The organism is Sporosarcina koreensis (assembly GCF_042655825.1).
GTDB lineage: Bacteria > Bacillota > Bacilli > Bacillales_A > Planococcaceae > Sporosarcina > Sporosarcina koreensis.
On record NZ_JBHSNP010000002.1, the window covers coordinates 113,747 to 132,691 of the forward strand.

General features: G+C 45.9%; 14 protein-coding genes. 7 read left to right on the forward strand and 7 right to left on the reverse strand.

From position 1 onward, the window contains the following. Positions 1–17 precede the first annotated feature (17 nt). Both ACFPTP_RS00570 and ACFPTP_RS00575 read right to left on the reverse strand, forming a co-directional pair. Positions 18–938 carry a hypothetical protein gene (locus ACFPTP_RS00570; RefSeq protein WP_381441407.1) on the reverse strand — a complete coding sequence of 307 codons (921 nt, stop codon included), beginning with the start codon at positions 936–938 and terminating at the stop codon, positions 18–20. After that, complete coding sequence (locus tag ACFPTP_RS00575) at positions 935–1,138, reverse strand: hypothetical protein (protein ID WP_381441408.1); 204 nt, start codon at positions 1,136–1,138, stop codon at positions 935–937. Before ACFPTP_RS00575 ends, ACFPTP_RS00570 begins: the two co-directional genes overlap by 4 nt. Before the next feature lie 191 nt (positions 1,139–1,329). On the opposite strand from ACFPTP_RS00575, the gene ACFPTP_RS00580 reads away from it, so the two are divergent. Both ACFPTP_RS00580 and ACFPTP_RS00585 read left to right on the forward strand, forming a co-directional pair. Then, a complete protein-coding gene (locus tag ACFPTP_RS00580; protein WP_381441409.1) occupies positions 1,330–1,698 on the forward strand; it encodes a MarR family winged helix-turn-helix transcriptional regulator in 369 nt (122 codons plus the stop codon). Positions 1,699–1,710: 12 nt separating this feature from the next. After that, positions 1,711–2,913: an MFS transporter gene (locus tag ACFPTP_RS00585; RefSeq protein WP_381441410.1), complete on the forward strand. Its 1,203-nt coding sequence runs from the start codon at positions 1,711–1,713 to the stop codon at positions 2,911–2,913. A gap of 940 nt (positions 2,914–3,853) precedes the next feature. Here the strand turns inward: ACFPTP_RS00585 and ACFPTP_RS00590 are convergent. Together ACFPTP_RS00590 and ACFPTP_RS00595 are read right to left on the reverse strand one after the other, a co-directional pair. After that, the gene (locus ACFPTP_RS00590; RefSeq protein WP_381441411.1) at positions 3,854–4,228 is read right to left on the reverse strand and encodes a VOC family protein; all 375 of its coding nucleotides are present in this window, start codon (positions 4,226–4,228) and stop codon (positions 3,854–3,856) included. A 45-nt stretch (positions 4,229–4,273) separates the two neighbouring features. Beyond that, positions 4,274–5,134, reverse strand: coding sequence for a helix-turn-helix domain-containing protein (locus ACFPTP_RS00595; protein WP_381441412.1), 861 nt, complete (start codon positions 5,132–5,134; stop codon positions 4,274–4,276). 155 nt (positions 5,135–5,289) lie between these two features. Here ACFPTP_RS00595 and ACFPTP_RS00600 point away from each other — a divergent pair, with 155 nt between their 5' ends. Continuing rightward, entirely contained in the window at positions 5,290–8,346 is a 3,057-nt protein-coding gene (locus tag ACFPTP_RS00600) for an efflux RND transporter permease subunit (RefSeq protein ID WP_381441413.1), read from the forward strand. A 110-nt stretch (positions 8,347–8,456) separates the two neighbouring features. Beyond that, a complete protein-coding gene (locus ACFPTP_RS00605; RefSeq protein WP_381441414.1) occupies positions 8,457–9,065 on the forward strand; it encodes a class I SAM-dependent methyltransferase in 609 nt (202 codons plus the stop codon). Between the two features lie 111 nt (positions 9,066–9,176). Here the strand turns inward: ACFPTP_RS00605 and ACFPTP_RS00610 are convergent, their stop codons facing one another. Both ACFPTP_RS00610 and ACFPTP_RS00615 read right to left on the reverse strand, forming a co-directional pair. Next, a complete protein-coding gene (locus ACFPTP_RS00610; protein WP_381441415.1) occupies positions 9,177–11,114 on the reverse strand; it encodes a GTP-binding protein in 1,938 nt (645 codons plus the stop codon). A gap of 483 nt (positions 11,115–11,597) precedes the next feature. Beyond that, the gene (locus tag ACFPTP_RS00615) at positions 11,598–14,153 is read right to left on the reverse strand and encodes a sensor domain-containing protein (RefSeq protein ID WP_381441416.1); all 2,556 of its coding nucleotides are present in this window, start codon (positions 14,151–14,153) and stop codon (positions 11,598–11,600) included. A 173-nt stretch (positions 14,154–14,326) separates the two neighbouring features. Here ACFPTP_RS00615 and ACFPTP_RS00620 point away from each other — a divergent pair, with 173 nt between their 5' ends. Beyond that, the gene (locus tag ACFPTP_RS00620) at positions 14,327–15,952 is read left to right on the forward strand and encodes a M20/M25/M40 family metallo-hydrolase (protein WP_381441417.1); all 1,626 of its coding nucleotides are present in this window, start codon (positions 14,327–14,329) and stop codon (positions 15,950–15,952) included. A gap of 144 nt (positions 15,953–16,096) precedes the next feature. Beyond that, positions 16,097–17,359, forward strand: a complete 1,263-nt coding sequence (locus ACFPTP_RS00625) for an MFS transporter (RefSeq protein WP_381441418.1) — start codon at positions 16,097–16,099, stop codon at positions 17,357–17,359. Between the two features lie 54 nt (positions 17,360–17,413). On the opposite strand, the gene ACFPTP_RS00630 is transcribed toward ACFPTP_RS00625, so the two are convergent. Beyond that, a complete protein-coding gene (locus ACFPTP_RS00630) occupies positions 17,414–18,043 on the reverse strand; it encodes a CBS domain-containing protein (RefSeq protein ID WP_381441419.1) in 630 nt (209 codons plus the stop codon). A 141-nt stretch (positions 18,044–18,184) separates the two neighbouring features. Between ACFPTP_RS00630 and ACFPTP_RS00635 the strand changes: the two genes are divergently transcribed. Then, positions 18,185–18,823 (forward strand): LytTR family DNA-binding domain-containing protein, encoded by a 639-nt coding sequence (locus tag ACFPTP_RS00635; RefSeq protein WP_381441420.1) that lies wholly within the window; start codon positions 18,185–18,187, stop codon positions 18,821–18,823. Positions 18,824–18,945 lie beyond the last annotated feature (122 nt).

The window sequence follows — 18,945 nt, forward strand, 5'->3', positions numbered from 1 at the left end:
GCCGTAAACGCCGTTTGTCAAACAGCCTGAATTTCAATCATGAATAAACCAAGTCCATTCGCCTGCGAAATGGCATCAACAATTTTTTGGATGTCCCTTTTCACTATTTCTTCTTGTGGATCTATATTTTCGAAATAAAGCATGATATACTTTTTGTCCTTTGAATACACCTGAAATCCGATTTGCCCGTTTGGTGCATAGCCGTTCTTTTTAAGTTCCTCTTCAAGTTGAAGAGTGAAGTTTGTTTCTTGTATTTTGTTGATCATTTCATGGGCTTCTGCATTTCGGGCGGAGGACGCTGTATGGATAGTATTGACGACGTTTAGTTGAAAATCATTTTTATCGTAATGGTTTTGTTCAATTATGTCTGTCGCTATTTGCTCCACTTTTGAATTGAAGGCTGGATCATTGTCTACTGGCAGGTTTACGATCAGCTCGACTTTTTCAGAAGCCATTTTGTATTCCAAACTGAAGGTTGAGTAATCTTGATGCTCCAACTCCTGCATAATGTACCCCATCAAATCATTATAACTGAGCCGAACAGCAAATCGCGTATTCTTTTTAGGTGGCTTGTGATAGCTAGAAATGTCTAAGAGAAAATGTTCACGCTCCATATTATTTTCTTCCAGCACCCCATTGACGATTTGGGTTATTTCCTTTGTAGCCGACCTTTTAATTTTATCGCTTGGCAACTTTATGAGGATTTCGATGTTTTCATCTGGCATAATGGCGTAATCCAACACAAATCCTATGTCAGCCTTCCGTAACTCCTGCTTAATTTCAGTAATTAATTCCTCGTATTGTCGGATATAAGTAGTTACATCAGTCGAAAATTCCGTGTCTGCATTAACCTCTTTAGCCGACTTGCCCTTTAGAAACAAAACAGCCGAAAAAGAAAGGATCAGCAGAAGACATAGCAATGGTAATTTAATTTTCAAGTGCCTCTATTCCTCCGTTCATTGAAATGGCCATGGTAAAGGGTATGTTTCGTACTTGGGGAGGATGCATTGCCTTTTAATTGTCCCAGCGCGGCCACCTTAAACTTATCGGTCATTTCCCGGAGGATATCGTTCATTTCCCGTCTTTTATCGATCAATTCAGAGGAGTTATCGTTCATTTCCCGACATATATCAATCATTTCCCAACTCATATGGTCATTTTGGGACTTAAGGTGCAATGACACTCATCCTCGTACTTTACAAATTCCCATTTATATGTCATAATAAAATAGTTAATTAACCTAACTAACTATTACTCAACAAGGGGGCGATACCCATCGAATCGTTACAACAATACTTTTTCGGGCATTATTACAAACTTTATCGCCCATTGCTTAATCAAGTCAATGCAAAGCTGGCCCAATACGGGTTGTTTAGTTCACAGTGGCAGATCATGAAGCTGCTGATGCAGGAAGGCGCGATGACGCCTGCTGAAATTGCGCAGCGGCAGCAAGTGGAGAAGCCGAGCATCACGAAGATCCTTCAGCGTCTCGGGGAAATGGAGTATGTGGAATCGACACCGGGACAAGATAAGAGGGAAAAATGGATTCGGCTGACAAGTTCAGGGGAAGCTGTTTGCCGCGACGTCATGGAGCAGCTTGCATCCCTTTACGAAGACCTTCTAAAAGGTTCATCGAAAGAAGAAGTGGAAATAGCCATAAGCGTATTGGCGCGCGCCCACCAAAATCTAACGTCATGAAAGAGTGAAAGTATGGAAGAACAGAAATTATGGACAAAGGACTTCATTACCATATCAATTATCAATTTCATCCTCATGCTTGCCATGTATTTATTATTAGTCACCATTGCGCCGTTCGCGGTTGAACAATATGGGGCTTCGACGAGCATGGCGGGGCTTGTTTCGGGAATTTTCATCATCGGAACACTCATTGCACGGATTTTTTCAGGAGGCTTGATTGGAAAAGTCGGCGGTAAGAAGATGCTGTTTATCGGTCTTCTTGTTTCCACGATTGCGACCGCCTTTTATTTCGGATCAGCGAATATGCCGCTGCTGCTCGCAAACCGGCTATTTCACGGCATCGGTCTAGGCATCGCGTCCACCGCAACCGGCACGATGATTGCGCAAGCGATTCCGGTATCCAGGAGGGGCGAAGGGATCGGTTATTTCAGCATGAGCACCGTTATGGCAACAGCAATCGGACCGTTTTTCGGCATCTTCATGAGCCAGCACTATCCATTCCATATGCTGTTCGTCCTCTGCCTCGCTTTAAGCATCGTGACACTGATCATGTTCTTCTTCGTCAATGAAACGGTGAAGCCATCTGCATTGAACAAGCCGGCAGTGGCGAGACAACGAATTGGCCTATCCAATTTCATTGAAAGAAAAGCATTGCCGATCTCCATCATTACATTATTCGTAGCTCTTGCCTATTCAGGCGTGCTGTCTTTCATCTCGTTTTACGCGAAGGAGATTAACCTCGTTGAATTCGCAAGCTTCTTTTTCCTCGTCTATGCCATCGTCGTGCTACTGTCCCGCCCATTCTCAGGAAAGCTATTGGACGTAAAAGGGGCAAAGCTTGTCGTCATCCCTTCGCTCGTACTCTTTGCACTTGGCATGATTGTGTTGAGCCAGACGCATAGCGGCATCATGCTCCTTGCGGCAGGTGCCATATTCGGGCTTGGCTACGGGAATTTTCAATCATGCGCCCAAGCGATTGCTTTGAAAGGGATTTCCGTTGAACGGCTCGGCATCGCCACCTCTACGTTCTATATCTTCCTGGACTCCGGACTCGGGTTTGGGCCGTACTTTTTAGGCGTTGTCGTTCCAAGCCTCGGCTATCGGGGCATGTATGAAGTGCTGACGGTTGTCATTCTGCTATCGCTAGTAGCGTTCGTCTACTTGTTTCGTACGAGAAGTAAAGACCCTATATACGATATAGATGAAAAGGTGTAAGACAAGCAGCGCGAGTAGCTGCGATATCGATATTAAAGCAATAAATAGTACATCCGAAAATAAAATGACTTCGCCAGGCGGAAGTTCTTTTGTGGGCTCAACAACCATAAAAAAGGAAACTAAAAAGGATACAGAGAAAGCTAAATAGGCAGCGAGTGAATGCTGGTAAAACGCTATTTTATAGTCGCTGATCCCAAGAAGAATATTGGTGAATCCAATCGCTAAAGGAAAGATCACTAATTGAAATAGGAATAAATCAATTGTTCCTACAGGTATTGACCAGTAAAACACTTGGGCTGAACAAGCAATAATGATGTTTATTATCGCTACTGCAATGAAACTTTTATTCATTTTGCACCCCTTTTTAGTTTCATATGGTTGTCAGGTGAAGGAGCACATAGCGTGTTCCTTCGCTTTTTTGTATTGGTGAAATATAGAAATTATATGGTATAGTATCTGAAATAAATACTTCGCAACGATTACAATTCAGTACACGGGGGGCGTGGCGTTTTGAATTCGAATCCATGGAGCATAGTTTTCTTTGCAATCAGTACATGCTTTAGTGTTTCTCTGTTCATAATCACGACGTTATTTCGTCTGCTCATAACAGCTGACATTCCTGTACGCTATAGTGCAGGGGAAACAAAATTCTTCATCGTGTTGCTTGTTTTGACTACATTCACTTTAATTCTCATGGTTATTTTCTCAAGGAAATTTATCTTGCCCGTCACGTTGACGTTAGGGACGATCATGTTACTATTTTTGGCGAGTGTCACGAGATCCTATTATTATTTTGATTCCGAAGATATTGATGTATTAACTACATGGAGTATGTCTGTTGTTTTTATGGTGCCGACTTTCTTAGGTATTACTGTCATTATAAAAAGAAAGCGACTACTGCGTAAGTAGTCGTCATTTGTATGTGATTAATCTATTTAATTTACCCCACCACAACTTCGCTCATCAATCCATGCATATTATCTTCCGTGTCCTTGAAGAACACCATCCACGTTTCCGTTTGCCCCATCTTTGCAACCATATGCGGTTCATCAATGAAAACAATCCCTTTTTCCTTATATTCCTCATAGGCCTGTTGAATATCTTCCACGTGAAAATATAGGATGGAGCTTGAATGGGCGAACTCCTCTTTTTCAGGAAGGCTTATGAAAAGGCGGACCCCGTCGCAATCAAAAAACGCCATTGTGTCAGTTGTGAATAAAAGCTGCAAGCCTAATTGGTCCTTGTAAAATGCTGTTGCCCGTTCAATGTTTTTTGCAGGTACCCCAATTTGTCCGATTTTCGTAATTGTCCCCATGTAACATCTCTCCCTTTTGTCAGTTTCTTTTATCATACATAACTATCAATCTGATTTCTTATCCAAAATCACCTTTTTTCGATATTGGAGCGGCGACATGCCTATGTGCTGTTTGAACATTTTGCTGAATGAAACAGGGTTTGAAAATCCGATTTCAAACGTGATGTCTGTCATATTAAGTTCGATGTTTGCCAACAGCATTTTCGCCTTTTGGATCCGCAGCTCCGAAATATGCTGATGCGGCGTTCTCCCATAAACTTGCGCATAGGAACGCAATAAATGGTTTGGCGACAAGCAGGCTGCTTTTGCGATATCCGCCAGTTGTAGGGGCTGGGCAAAAAAGGCGCGGATGTATTCGTGGGCTGTTGTCACCCGCTGGAATAATTCTTCACGTGTGGATTTTCGCAAAGCTTTAATTGACTCAATTTCCCGAATTGACGTTAACTGCTCGACAATCAAGGTTTGCATAATATGGTGGAACTGCTCCTCGTGCCAACAAGCATCCAATTGTTTATGATGTCTTTTCAACGTATTGATTTGGCCGGCTAAGGAAGGACTGGTTGCATATGTCCTTTCGAAAAAGTGAATGGGGTCATCCTTTTTATAAGGGTCGGTCAAAAGTTCATTCGTCGAGGCATCCATTGTCCGATAGATCTCTTCGGCAAATCCGTCACTGAAAAACATGCAAAACGATTCGACATCCTGTTCTTCTTCAATCCCGATCGTATATGGCCCTTCATTCAGAAGAAGATATCGATTTTCCTCAACTGCAAAGAAACCCCTGTCCGTCTTATAAAGGGCCCTGCCATTTGAAAATGTCTTTAAGGAAAGTTGTCCGTTCCCTTCCCAATAGAATTCATTGCTTTTTGCATGCAATAAAAAATTGGATGACTCTTTGTCATTCATAATTTCACCCCGTGCTATTCTGATTAATCAAAAGTATACCATTTCTCTAAACTATCTACATCCAAAGTCCGAGCCGAAATCCGGCTGAAGCACGTTATAGATAATGGGAAAACTTGTTAAGCTAATGAACAATGATGCTGGAAAGGGGAATGGTTGTGAAGGTATTGGAGTTCATAGTGAAAAAGAAGGTATTGGTTGGGTTATTGACCGTGTTGATCGTAGCTTTGGGGAGCCTTGCGGTCGTTAAGCTGGATAAAGAAATCATGCCGTCGGTCGGGATGGACGGCGCGTTCGTCCATATAGACGCGGGGGATATGGCGGCTGTTGATGTGGAGCGGTTCATCACCTCGCCGCTGGAGCAGAAGCTTACGGGGATCGAAGGCGTTGAGGAAGTACGATCGACGACGGCAATCGGGAGCAGTTCCCTGAATATAACGATTGCCCGCGGGCAGAGTGAAGCGGTCATGAAAGAAGTTGACAAAGCGGTGAGTGAAACAAAATCGGAGCGCCCTGAAATCCGGGAAGCCATGGCGAGTCAATATGGTGTCCAGCAAGGCTATGAGTTTTTCATGGATCTTTCGGGCGATGATCTTCAAGCGATGACTACATTCGCCAAAGATGTACTTGAACCGAGGCTTGAAAGTTTAAAGGAAGTTCAAGACGTCCATCTGTCCGGTGTGTCAGAGCAGGAAGTGTCCATTGCGTTCAAACGGGATGAAATGAAAAAGTACGGGTTGGATATTTCGCAAGTTGCAGGGTTCGTTGCGCAAGTGAACTCGGAAGCGACACTTGGTGAATTGCAGGATGGCAAGAATGCTTCACTACTACGCTGGAATTCGAAGCTTGCAGACATTGACGGAGTGAAGCGGATTGAAATTCAGACAGCGGAAGGCTTTATACAACTGAAGGAGATTGCAGATGTAAAGCTAGCGCCCAAGGAAAAATCATCATTCGTATGGAAGAACGGGACGAAGGAATTGGTGTTCATCCAAGTAGGGCGGGCTGCGAACATTACGCAGATCGACATGGCGAAAGCAGTGCGTGCCGAAATCCAGAAGATACGTGAGGAAGGGCTCGTGAAAGGCTTTACGTTGAATGAAATGGTGGCGCAGGCGGACATCGTACAGGAATCGATCGATGGGGTCGTCGTAAATATTCTGATCGGAAGCATTGTGGCAATTGCGATTCTGCTTTTATTTCTCAGAAATGTCCGCGCGACGCTCATCATTGCAGTTTCCATCCCGACATCAGTGCTGTTGACCTTTTTGACTGTATATGTGCTCGGATACAGCCTCAACATGCTGACGCTCATCGGTCTTGGCCTCGGTGTTGGAATGATGGTGGACTCGTCGATCGTCATTTTGGAATCGATTTACCGGCAAAGGGAGCTTGGATTAGCGAAATTGGAGGCGGTTCTTGCAGGGACGAAAGAAGTGGCGGGTGCCGTTTTCGCGTCCATGCTGACAACGATCGTCGTATTTCTGCCGATAGGTTTTATCGGCGGGGGATTGGGCGAATTCATGATCATCCTGGCGATTGTTGTGGCGATTACGTTGATCAGCTCGGTGCTCGTCGCATTCACGCTTATCCCTGCACTTTCGGAGAATTTTCTTCGCTACCGCGGCGTCCGAGATGCTAGGAAGGAGAACCGTTTCGGTAAAGGATACAATGAAATCGTTTCTTGGATTGTCGAGAAAAAGCGTCGGTGTGTTCTAGTGATCGCCGTCTTCTTCGGACTGTTTGCCGGATCGCTTTTCCTTGTGAATAAAATTCCGATGACCGTCATGCCGGATGTCTTTAACCGGTACAGTGAAATTGTCGTTGCATTGGAAACAGGGGTGGAGCCTGCCGAAAAAGAACGGCTTGCGCATCTGATGAACGAGAAGTTGGCGGGCATTGATGATGTTGAGTCCAGCTATGTATTGGACGGTAGTGGGAACCAACTGTTTGTCATCGTCAATATGACAAAAGGCGATGCCATCATTCACGAGCAGAAGGAAGTGAATGAACAGATATTACGGTCGCTTCGTGAATTCCAAGACTCGGAACCGATACGAACTGTGCAATCGGCTATGTCCGAAATTAGCGGAGCGCCTGTCCAAGTGATGATCAAAGGGGAAGATTTTGCTCAGCTGCAGGCAATTGCGAAGGACTTCATGGGACAGATCGGCAAGGTTGAAGGAATCGTCGGCGTGACGCACTCGATGGAACGCACTTCCGAGGAGAAAAGGATTGTGCTGAACGAGCAGGCGATTATGGATGCAGGCTTATCGCAAATGCAGGTGAAGCAGTTTATCGAGCAAGCGTTCATTGAAATGCCTGTCGGTCAAATGATGCTTGATGGGGAGAATGTGCCTCTTATGGTGAGTTGGGAGGCGAAAACGGATACGCGTGATGCGCTATTCGATTTGGAAATCCAGACGATGGAAGGCGATAAGAAATTATCGGATTTTATTAGCTTGGAAGCCGTTCGCACGCCAAACGAAATCACACATAGCGGCGGAGAGCGATTCATTACGGTTTCTGCGGATATTGAAGGAAGGGATTTAGGTGCAATTAATCGCGACGTGCAAAAAGTCATTAGCGAATTCAACGCGCCCACAGGCTATGCAATCGATGTGGCCGGTGATATCGAGCAACAACAGCAGCTTATGATGGAAATGCTTCTAGTGCTTGGCATCGCGCTGTTCCTCGTCTATTTCGTCATGGCGGTCCAGTTCAATCACTTGGGCCATCCGCTCATTGTTATGTCTGTCATTCCGATGGCAGTCATCGGCGTCATCATCGGATTATTCGTGACGCAGATGGAGCTGAATCTGTTATCCGGGATGGGTATCATCATGCTCATCGGCATCGTGCTGAACAACGCGATTCTCTTAATTGACGGTACGAACCAGCTTCGCGCGGAAGGGATGTCTGTACAGGAGGCGTTGGTCGAGGCAGGCAGGAACCGGATTCGCCCGATCTTCATGACGACGTTGACGACAGTCGGCGGAATGCTGCCGCTTGCGCTCGCATCTGGCGCATCGGGCAATTATCAAGCACCGCTCGCAACAGTATTGATTTCCGGATTGCTGTTTGCGACGTTCATAACGCTGTTGTTGATTCCATCGGTGTATCGTTTGTTTACGAAGACGGAGATAGTGGCGGAAGCGGTACCCGCCAGACGTAAGAAACGCGTGGCGACACGGTTGGCTGAACCTGCGAAATGAATATGACGGTGTGAGCACGATCTTCATGAAAATGTGGATCGTGTTTTTCCGCTTGTCTTCCGGCAAGAAAGACAGCTACAATGAGGCGATGAAGAAAGGGAGTGAGTTCGTTGAATGAAAAGGAGTACGACAACCTTCTTCGTATAAAAACGGGTGGAACACTCGAGCTGTTGAGCCAGTCCGCCCATTATAACCGCTATGAAGCGACGCCATACGAAGCGTTGGATGAACTGTTCAAATCGTACGAGCTGAATCAGTCGGATGGCTTTGTCGATTTCGGCTGCGGCAAAGCGCGTGTGTCATTTTACGTCCATCATCATTTCGGCGCATCGGTGACCGGCATTGAGATGAATGGACAACTCTACGAGGACTCAATTGAAAACTTGGTCAGGTATCGCCGCAAAGCGAAGCGTCACGGTGGTGCAATCCGTTTTGAACGGTGCTTCGCGGAAACGTATGAAATTGACCCATCGGAGAACTGCTTTTATTTCTTTAATCCATTTTCTATCCAAATATTCATGACAGTCATCGGGAATATATTGCTGTCCGTTGAGCAGGCTGCGCGCCCGGTTGACGTCATCCTTTATTACCCGACCGCGGAATACGTGCAATACATGGACAATCAGACGACGTTTGAGCTTTGGAAGGAAGTCAAAGTCGACCGTCTTTACGAGAAAAATGAAAATGAGCGATTTTTAATCTATCGATTGGGCGAGTGAGTGGTCAAAGGCATTCGGCGCGACAGATTTGGTCATTTGCGATAAAAATGACCGCGGAAGGGAAAAAGTAGTAGCCCTTACCTGTCGCGCCATATGCACTTAACAAAACAATCACAACAAATGCATCGCGGCCTCCGCTTCATACCACGGAACCGGATAGCCTTTGCCTTTCGCGCAAAAAATCGAAGTGGATGTGTATTCAGGGTCGGCGTCCTTGTTATAGCCGATCGCCTCGATCACTTCCTTCGGATTATGGCATTCGTCATAGCCGCCGAACTGCAAAGTGAGCGCGCCTTTGCCGTTCGTGAATGATGCGAATGTTGTACTGTAATTCATGAAGGTCGCAACCGGAACTCGGCCTGTCACAACAGTGTTTTCCCCGATTGTTTCAGGCGGCGCAAAATTTCCCGATGCTTGCTGGATATCGGAGAGGACGCGGCCGATATGGTCCATCGCGACTTTTATTTTGAAATCATAATAGGGCTCCAGCAAGACGTTATCCGCTTTCTCAAGCCCTTGCCGCAATGCCCGGAATGTCGCTTCCCTGAAGTCCCCGCCGGACGTATGCTCATTATGCCCCCTGCCTGTGAGCAAGGTGATTTTCACGTCGGTCAACGCCGATCCTGTCAATAAACCATGATGCGCCCGCTCAAAAATATGGGTCCGCACCAAGTTTTGATTGCCAACAGATAAATCATTCGCGTGACACACATTGTCGTACGAAATGCCGCTGTTCCGCTCTGCCGGTTCAATCTTCAAATGGACTTCCGCATAATGCTTCAGCGGCTCGAAATGGCCGTAGCCGTTGACGGCGGAACGGATTGTCTCCTTATACAAGATTTTCGGATCTCCAAACGATACGTCAAAATGGAACCGATCCCGTACGATCTGCTTCAACACTTCAAGCTGGATGACGCCCATCACATGGACGTGGACTTCTTGGACATGCTCGTCCCAGACAACGCGCAACGAAGGGTCTTCAGCGTCCAGCATTTTGAAGCAGCGCAGCACTTCTTTCACATGGATGGAGGAGTCGAAAATGACTTTTGATTTTAACGTTGGAATCAAGTCAAACTCTGCCTTCTCAACGAGCGTACCGATTGGATCGCCCGCACCCGCCTCCGTTAGTCCCGTCACCGCGACAATTTCTCCCGCATGAGCAGCTTCCACCGTTTCGAACTTCTTACCGTTATATCGCCGAATCTGCGTGATTTTCTCATGCTTGCCGGAAACGTGCACTTCATCTCTGACGTGCAAAGCCCCTTGCAATACTTTCAGGAACGTCACCCGGTTTCCGTTTTCATCGTGTCGGACTTTATAGACGCGCGCGGCAAAATCACCTGTATCCGTATACTCTGTTTTGGTGAGCTGGTCGAACTTCTCTAGGAAATCTTGCACCCCTATATCTTTCAAAGCAGAGCCATGCCCATATGCAAAGATGTCGCGATTGTTAATCATCCGTTTCATTGCATCGAGCCACAACGCCTCGTCATAACCGGTATCCATATAGCGCTCGAGCAAATCCTCGTCGCGTTCCGCAATGAATTCAATGAGGCTTTCCGTCATACGGCCTTCTTCCATTTCTGATAAATCAAAGATGTCCGTTGACAAGTTGCCGCGGATTTCATCCACGACATCCTGTAGATTCACGCCTTCGCGATCGGTTTTATTTAAAAAGAAGAAAGTTGGAATGTGATGCTTTTTCAGCAGCTGCCAAACCGTTTCGGTATGCCCTTCGATTCCGTCCGCCGCGCTGATGATGACGATGGCGGCATCCATCACTTGGATGGCCCTTTCCATTTCAGGTGAAAAGTCGACGTGACCCGGCGTATCAATGAGCGTGTAGTACGAGCCATTGAATGTGAAGGCGCCTTGGTCCGCAAATACTGTAATGCCGCGGTTCTTCTCGATTTCATGGCTGTCGAGGAACGTGTCTTTATGGTCGACGCGGCCCCGCTGGCGAATGCTATGCGTATGGAACAGCAGCTGTTCGGAAAAAGTCGTCTTGCCTGCATCGACGTGAGCGACGACTCCTATTGTTTTATGCATAAGTGCACCTCGATTCATTTCTAACTATAATTTTAGGCGTAAATGGGAGGGAAGTGAAGTTGTTATTTGGTGAGTCTACAGGGCTGAGATGAGCATAACTGCCGAAGATTGCGACATAACCGCCTCAAACTCGAGCAAAAGATTGGTAGATTGTCAAAATCATTTGGCGCGAGTTTGTGATTCGGAAGAAATGATTGGTTTCCGCGGTTCTGGTACGTGGAAGGCTAGATTTTTTCTCGAATTTTATCGTACGCGCCCAATGCCTTTGACCAATAAATGTTCTTGTCAATTAGATGGAGGGCTTAAAGTCCCAAAATGATCATAACTCGCCTGAAAACGCGCATAACTCTCTTCAAATTGCGCATAACCAGTCCAAACTCGCGCATAACCACCACCAAATCGCGCAAAACAGCCTATAATTTGCTCAAAACCATACCCGGCCATGCCAATAGAAAAACGCACCCCATACAGGAGTGCGCGCCATCAAACCGTGTGAAACAGCGATTGTTCGATTTCCTTTTCAGGCAGCGGCTTGGAGTAGAGGTAGCCCTGCACTTCGTTGCAGCCGAGCTGCTGTAGGAAGTTGCCTTGCTGTTCCGTTTCAACGCCTTCCGCGATGACGTTCAACTCCAAGTTTTTCGCCAAGTCGATAATCGCTTTGACGATTGCTGTGTTGCTTTTGCTCAGCTCGCTGATGAACGCCTGGTCAATTTTCAAATGGGAGAGCGGGAATTTGCTTAGATAGAGCAATGACGAGTATCCTGTGCCAAAGTCGTCGATACTCACAGTGATACCCGCTTCGTATAGCTCCTGCAAAACCGTTTCGCAGCGCTTGACGTCAGACATCATGCTTTCTGTGATCTCCAAATTCAAATGCGAAGGATGCAGTCCAGTTTCGCTCAAGATCCTTCGGACATCTTCCACGAAGGAAGGCAGGTTGAATTGCCTCATCGATACGTTGACGCTCATCCGCAACGGAGGAAATCCTTGTTCCTGCCATGCTTTTGCCTGCGTACACGCCGTTCGCAACACCCATTCACCGAGTGGCAGAATGAACCCGTTCTCCTCCGCGATCGGAATGAACTTCAACGGAGGGATGAATCCCCGGTCAGGATGATTCCATCTGGCGAGCGCCTCCATCCCTTTAATCTCCCCGGTTGTTAAATCGAATTGCGGTTGGTAATGAAGGAGGAATTGTCCTTTTTCAAGTGCCTGCCGAAGCTCCATCTCGAAAAAGGTTTTCTCCATCAATTCCTTATGCAGTTCTTCCGTGAAGAATCGGAATGTTCCTTTGCCAGCCTCTTTTGCTAAATACATCGCCTTGTCTGCGCTGCGCATTAACGTACTATAATCCTCCCCGTCGGTCGGATAGATTGCGATACCGATGCTTGGGGCGACGCACACTTCTTGATTGCCGAAGTAATAGGGTTGGGAAATATAATCGACGAGTTGTGTGGCAAGGGTAATTAATTCATTCTCATCTGCGGAATCAACGAGGACAACGAATTCATCTCCACTCAATCTGGCTGAGGCTTCTTTGTCTTGAACGCAATCACGGAGCCTTTCCCCAACTGCAGTGAGCAATTGGTCGCCGATGTGATGGCCTAATGTGTCATTAATATTTTTGAAACGGTCCAAGTCAAGGAACATGACGGCAAACTGTCCAGCATCCCCGAATTTAGCGATGTTGCGCTCCATTTTCTCCTGCAGGTTTCTCCGGTTCGGCAATCCGGTCAAGTAATCATAGTAGGCCATATGCTCAATGACCTTCTTGGCTTCGACCTGCTGCGTTATGTCGATGGCGGTGCCGACAACTTCAACGATTTTTCCGTCCTTCGCAATCGGAGAAAGGTAAACGAGAAAGGAGATGCCATTATGGGCCAGCTCAAACTGGACAACTTTTCCGGAAGCCCCCGCCAGTAAGTGATTCCTGAACGAATCAAGCTCATCTTCGGAGAATGAATGGATGACTTCTTGTGCATTTAATTTGTCCACGGAAATTCCGACTCGTTCTTTGATTTGCCCTTCAAATAGGGTGAATTCGATTTCTCCGTCTTCAGTAGCCGTATATTTAAAGATTGCATTTTGCAAGTTCTTCACAGTTTCGCGGAAATCGTTCTGCAGTGCAATTTCCAATGATTCCTCCGCCTGTTTTCGGGCGGTAATATCATGGCGGATCGCAATGTATTGTTCAGGCTTCCCATCCTCGCCAAGGAACGGAACGATCGTCGTGCTGACCCAGTAAAGGGAGCCATCTTTCGCTCGGTTGCAGACGTCGCCTTGCCAGATGTCGCCGTTTTGAATCGTTCCGTACATTTCTTTAAAGAAGCTTTTCGGGTGGAAATTCGAATTCACAATGCGATGTGTATTTCCGATCAATTCCTCACTCGTATATTGGGACAGCGCACAAAATTTTTCGTTGACGTACGTAATGACACCTTTGGCATCAGTGATGGCAACGACCGAGGAGTAGTCGAGTGCATTTTCAATATTCCGCAGGTTCTGCAGTGTTTCTTTATATTTTTCCTTCGTCAGTTCTCGGGCTGTAATGTCATTGTCTATCGAAAGGAATTTGAGGTCATTTCCAGTCTCGTCCAATAGAGGGATAATGTTAGCATTCACCCAGTAGGGAGTACCATCTTTTGCAATCGCACTGACGTTTTTCTGCCAAGCTTCTTCACTTGAGAAAAACTGCTCTATCTCCATCATGAATTGCTCCTGTGCATAGTCGGGATTGACAATACTATAATCTTTACCAATCAACTCCTCCTCGGAGTAACCGGAAAGTTTGCAGAAATTACTGTTCACGTATGTAAATCGACCATCGCTATCAGTAATTGAAACGCAGAACTTTTTATCAAAGAAAGACAACAGGGAAGCGTAGCTTAGTTTCGAAAACACCATTTCCATTTCCTTTCTATATACAAAAACAACGCATAAAAGCGAAGAAAAACTTCTGTGTAATGCACCGGTTAAGGGGACAAAAAATAAGTAGCTAAATGGGATGAATAAATCAATCATAATAGTATCTATTTTCATGTTAATTATACCATCCGCAAGGGCGTTAATCTACTTGAACTAGTTCGTAAGTCAGTTTTTCATTACGCCGACCATTCAACTATTTTATAATATCGACCAAATTGAATTGACTTTCAATTGTGACGGGCTTACGTTAAAAATAGTACATGTTCGATTGATAAAGGGGGCACAAAATGGGAGTCGGGGATTTGAAGTGGAATCAGCCGGAACAACTGGAAGACCTGCTATGTGAATTGGTCGGTTGGGATAGCCGGACAGGCACGATGGGGGAAATTGAATTTTCAACGAGGATGTTAAAAAAACTGCTGGAATTGCACTATTTCCAAGAGAATAGTTCACATATTCATTTCCACGACGCGGGCAAAGGGAGAAATGCGGTAACCGCCCTCTATCGCAGTGGAGTGACGAATAAAACTATTGTGCTCATCAGTCATTTTGACACCGTCCATACGGAAGAATTTGGTGCGGGTTTGGAAGATTTCGCCTTCCAGCCTCGACAACTGACGGAGGAATTGAAAAACCGGATGGCGGAATTGCCGGAAGACGCGCAAGAGGACTTGGCATCGAATGAATACCTGTTTGGCCGTGGAACGATGGATATGAAGATGGGACTTGCTTTGCATCTTCATTTATTGGAAAGGGCAACTGTCGAGAAATGGCCAATCAATCTTCTTTTATTGACAGTGCCCGACGAAGAAGTGAATTCTTCTGGAATGAGGGCTGCTGTGAAAGAGCTTGTGGAATTAAGGGAATTTTATGGTTTGGAATATGAACTGTTCTTAAACGGCGAGCCGTCATTTTCACAAAAACCACAGGATCCGAACTATTACATTTACTCGGGAACAATCGGGAAGATCATGCCTTCCGCTCTGTTTTACGGAAGAGAGACGCACGCGGGCGAGCCTTTGAGTGGTATGACGAGCCACTATATGGCGTCGTATCTGACAAGGGCGATGGAGTTCAATGCTGATTTCGTGGAAGAGGCGTATGGGGAAAGGACACCTTTGCCGGTTTGTTTGCAGCAGCTCGATTTAAAAGAGGATTATTCGACCCAAACATCCCATCATTGCGCCGCTTTGTACAATGTCTTCGTGATGCGGCAAAATGCCGACGGAATCATGAAGATATTCAAGGACACTGCTGTCCGGGCCATGGCGGACTGTGAAAAGGATTATAAGGCGGTTTGTGAACGTGAAGGTGTCGAGCCGATTGGGGATATAAACGTGTTGGAGTATAGGGAATTGCTCGCGTATGCAAATGACAAAATCGGCAAAGGGGAAGTTCAGGAAATTCTTGAAGGTGTAATGGCGGATGATACGCTTGACGAGCGGAAAATGTCCATGCTCATCAGCGACCGCCTGCTGTTGCATTGCCAGGAATTGACGCCAGCTGTCGTCTTGTTTTATGCACCGCCGTATTATCCGGCCATCAATTCATCCGATAACGAGCTCGTCCAAGAAAAGATTGCCTTGGCGCAAAAGGTTTTACAGGATGAGTTTCAAGTGGAAGCGAAGCAAGTGCATTATTTCAATGGAATTTCGGATCTCAGCTATGTCAATTATGACGCGGCGGATTCGGGATGGCAGTCGTATCAGCATAACACGCCTGTGTGGGGAGAGACGTACAGCATCCCATTTAAGGAAATGCAGCAGCTCCAGGCACCTGTTTTGAACATCGGGCCATTTGGCAAGGACGCACATAAGTTAACGGAGCGATTGCACAAAAAGAGCGCATTCATCCAAACTCCCCATGTACTGGAGAAGGTCATTGAAAGCATATTTGTTCCAATAAAAGCGTGATTTACTAAAGGTCAATCCGTTCCAATTTGCGGATTGGCTTTTTGCGATGAATAAAAAATTCAATCATCACTACTGTTTGGCAGACATTAGTTGTACACTATTCGTATAGACATATTTTTGAAGATTGAGAAAGGGGTGGGATGGATGGGAAAGGGGAAATACACAAAGACGGAGAAAAGTTGGATGTATTATGACTGGGCAAACTCTGCCTATTCAATTATTATCACAACGGCGGTATTTCCGATCTTTTACAAATCGGTGGCGACCGAAGCAGGGGTCGGACTGGCGCAGTCAACAGCTTATTTGGGGTATACGGTGGCGATTGCGACATTCATTTTGGCGATGATCGGCCCGATTTTAGGGACGATCGCGGACTATCAAGGGTTGAAGAAGAAGTTCTTCCTCGCCTTCTTCCTGATCGGTTCACTTTCGACGGTTTCATTGGCTTTTGTGCCGGAGGGGACATGGCTGCCGCTATTGGTCATTTATACGATCACCGCAATCGGCTTCCATGGGGCAAATATATTCTACGATGCATTTTTAGTCGATGTGACGCCTGAAGAGAAGATGGATGAAGTGTCCGCTCGCGGATTCGGTTTGGGGTATATCGGAAGCACAATTCCGTTCATAATTAGTATTGCAATCATTCTTTTGGCTGACAAAGGGGTGATCCCGCTTTCTATGGGTCTAGCAACTAAGCTTGCATTCATCATCACAGGAATTTGGTGGTTCACCTTCACGATTCCAATGTTGAAAAACGTTGTGCAAGTGCACGCAATCGAACGAGAACCGAGGATACTGGCAAGCAGTTTCCGCAGGCTTGGAGAAACATTCAAAGAAATTAAGAAGTACAGAACCGTTTTCATCTTTTTGTTAGCGTATTTCTTCTATATCGATGGGGTCGGCACGATCATTTCTATGTCGACGGCATATGGAACGGATTTAGGTATCGGCTCAACCGATCTTCTGATTGTCCTATTCGTCACCCAAGTCGTCGCCGCACCGTTTGCGATTATTTACGGCAGGCTTGCGCAACGATTTTCGGTGAAGACGATGTTGTATGTCGGGATATTTGTTTATATCATCGTTTGTATTTATGCGTTCTTCCTATCGACAGCGTTGGATTTCTGGATACTTGCGATGCTTGTCGCAACTTCTCAAGGTGGTATCCAAGCATTGAGCCGCTCGTATTTCGCTCAGCTTGTACCGAAAGAGAAATCCAATGAGTTTTTCGGATTCTATAATATCTTTGGTAAGTTTGCATCCGTCATGGGCCCGATGTTGTTAGCGGTGACCGCCCAAATGACAGGGAGTTCAGCATATGGAGTGTTTAGTTTGGTGATCTTGTTCATCATCGGAGGCATTCTGTTGCGGATGGTGCCGAAGCCGGAAAGCGAACTTGCATGAGAAAAGGCTGTTTCCATTGTCAATTCGACTTGGAAACAGCCTTTTATGTTCATATTATTTCGGTTCAATTCTTTGCATCTGCAGAATCCGGAACCCGTGCTTTTCAAGTCGGTCGCGCATTTTGATCATTTCATCGTCGGATTTTCCGTCTTCGAGTGTGATGACGACTCTTCGTGCAAGTGCCGAGCCGTTGTCGAGTGTGATTAAACCTTCGATGTTTTCGTCTTTCAGCGTCGTCGTCAGCTTTCTTATCATGCCCCGCGCTTCGGTCGATGCAAGCGTGATGTTAATGCCGCCTGTTTTTAAACCGAACGCATCTTCCAGAACACTTTCGATTTTGTTATGCGTCAAAATGCCAAGCAGCTTACCATCTCTGACAATGCTGATGAACGGCAATGCCTTGATTTTAAGCAAAGCGCTTAAAAAAGATGCATTCTCGAGTAAGTAGATGTCTTGGTGTTCCAGCAAGAAGTCGATTGGCTTGTCGCCATCCCCTTTTTCCTCATAGAGATAGGAAAGCAGGTCTACTTTGTAGATCATCCCTTTATAGGTGTCTTCTTCGTCAACGACAGGGATGCAGCGGTATCCCGTCTCGTTGATTTTTGCTAGTGTTTCAGATACAGTTTGATCCACCTTTACTGTTGCTACACCTAGTCTTTCCACAATCAAATCCCTAATGTGCATACTAATTCCCCCTTATTTACTGTAGTTTCTGTGAAGTCAAAATTTTTGTTTATCTCGCTTCCCATTATAATTGAAAATTGGAATGTTGTACATGAAAACTTATACTAGTAGTATCTGAAGCGTGAAAGGGGCTTACATACTTTGTTGAACTTGGACTCACTCCTCGACGTTGTCGGCGAGTTGTTTGCAGATGAAATTTCCATTGTCGTATCGAATACGAAAGAATATATTTATTACCGGCCGAGCAAGCGGATTGATTTGAAAATCAGGCCGGGCGACCCTGTACGGGAAGGGACGATCGCCTATAAGGCACTAACGGAAGGACAGAAGGTTTCCGAATTCATCAACCGTGATGTGTTTGGTGTGCCGTATCACGGCATGGCTGTTCCGTTCCATGATAATGGCGTTTTGGACGGATGCGTCGTTGCCATCTATCCGGCGTATACGGAAGGGAAATCGGTCGTCACTGTGAAAACAGAGGATGGCTGGGTTCCTGTCCCGTTTTCCGAAGTGAAGTATATTGAAGTGCGGGATCGGAAAACGGTCGTCGTCGCCGATCATATTACAGGTACCCACCGGCATTCATTGCAAAACTTTGAATTTGTGTTGCCGCATGATTTGTTTGTCCGTTGCCACCGTTCGTTCATCGTCAATGTGACTCAAATTAAAGCCATTTTTCCGGATACGCACTCGACGTTTACACTCTCCATGAATGACGGCGCACAAATCCCTGTCAGTCAGTCCTATTCCAGTTATTTTCGTAAACTGTTAGGGTTTTAAGGTGATTAATCAAAAATATGCTGTTTCAGTCATTAAATGAGCTTGTCTGTTTGCAAATCCCGTATTTCATCCACAAAACCCCTTTTCAGCACTTGAAAGAGTTATAATTTAATTATCTAAAA

Coding starts and splice junctions, on each gene's coding strand:
- ACFPTP_RS00575 (WP_381441408.1), bottom strand. CDS start 1,138: ATGATTGATATATGTCGGGAAATGAACGATAACTCCTCTGAATTGATC.
- ACFPTP_RS00585 (WP_381441410.1), top strand. CDS start 1,711: ATGGAAGAACAGAAATTATGGACAAAGGACTTCATTACCATATCAATT.
- ACFPTP_RS00590 (WP_381441411.1), bottom strand. CDS start 4,228: ATGGGGACAATTACGAAAATCGGACAAATTGGGGTACCTGCAAAAAAC.
- ACFPTP_RS00595 (WP_381441412.1), bottom strand. CDS start 5,134: ATGAATGACAAAGAGTCATCCAATTTTTTATTGCATGCAAAAAGCAAT.
- ACFPTP_RS00610 (WP_381441415.1), bottom strand. CDS start 11,114: ATGCATAAAACAATAGGAGTCGTCGCTCACGTCGATGCAGGCAAGACG.
- ACFPTP_RS00615 (WP_381441416.1), bottom strand. CDS start 14,153: ATGAAAATAGATACTATTATGATTGATTTATTCATCCCATTTAGCTAC.
- ACFPTP_RS00620 (WP_381441417.1), top strand. CDS start 14,327: ATGGGAGTCGGGGATTTGAAGTGGAATCAGCCGGAACAACTGGAAGAC.
- ACFPTP_RS00625 (WP_381441418.1), top strand. CDS start 16,097: ATGGGAAAGGGGAAATACACAAAGACGGAGAAAAGTTGGATGTATTAT.
- ACFPTP_RS00630 (WP_381441419.1), bottom strand. CDS start 18,043: ATGCACATTAGGGATTTGATTGTGGAAAGACTAGGTGTAGCAACAGTA.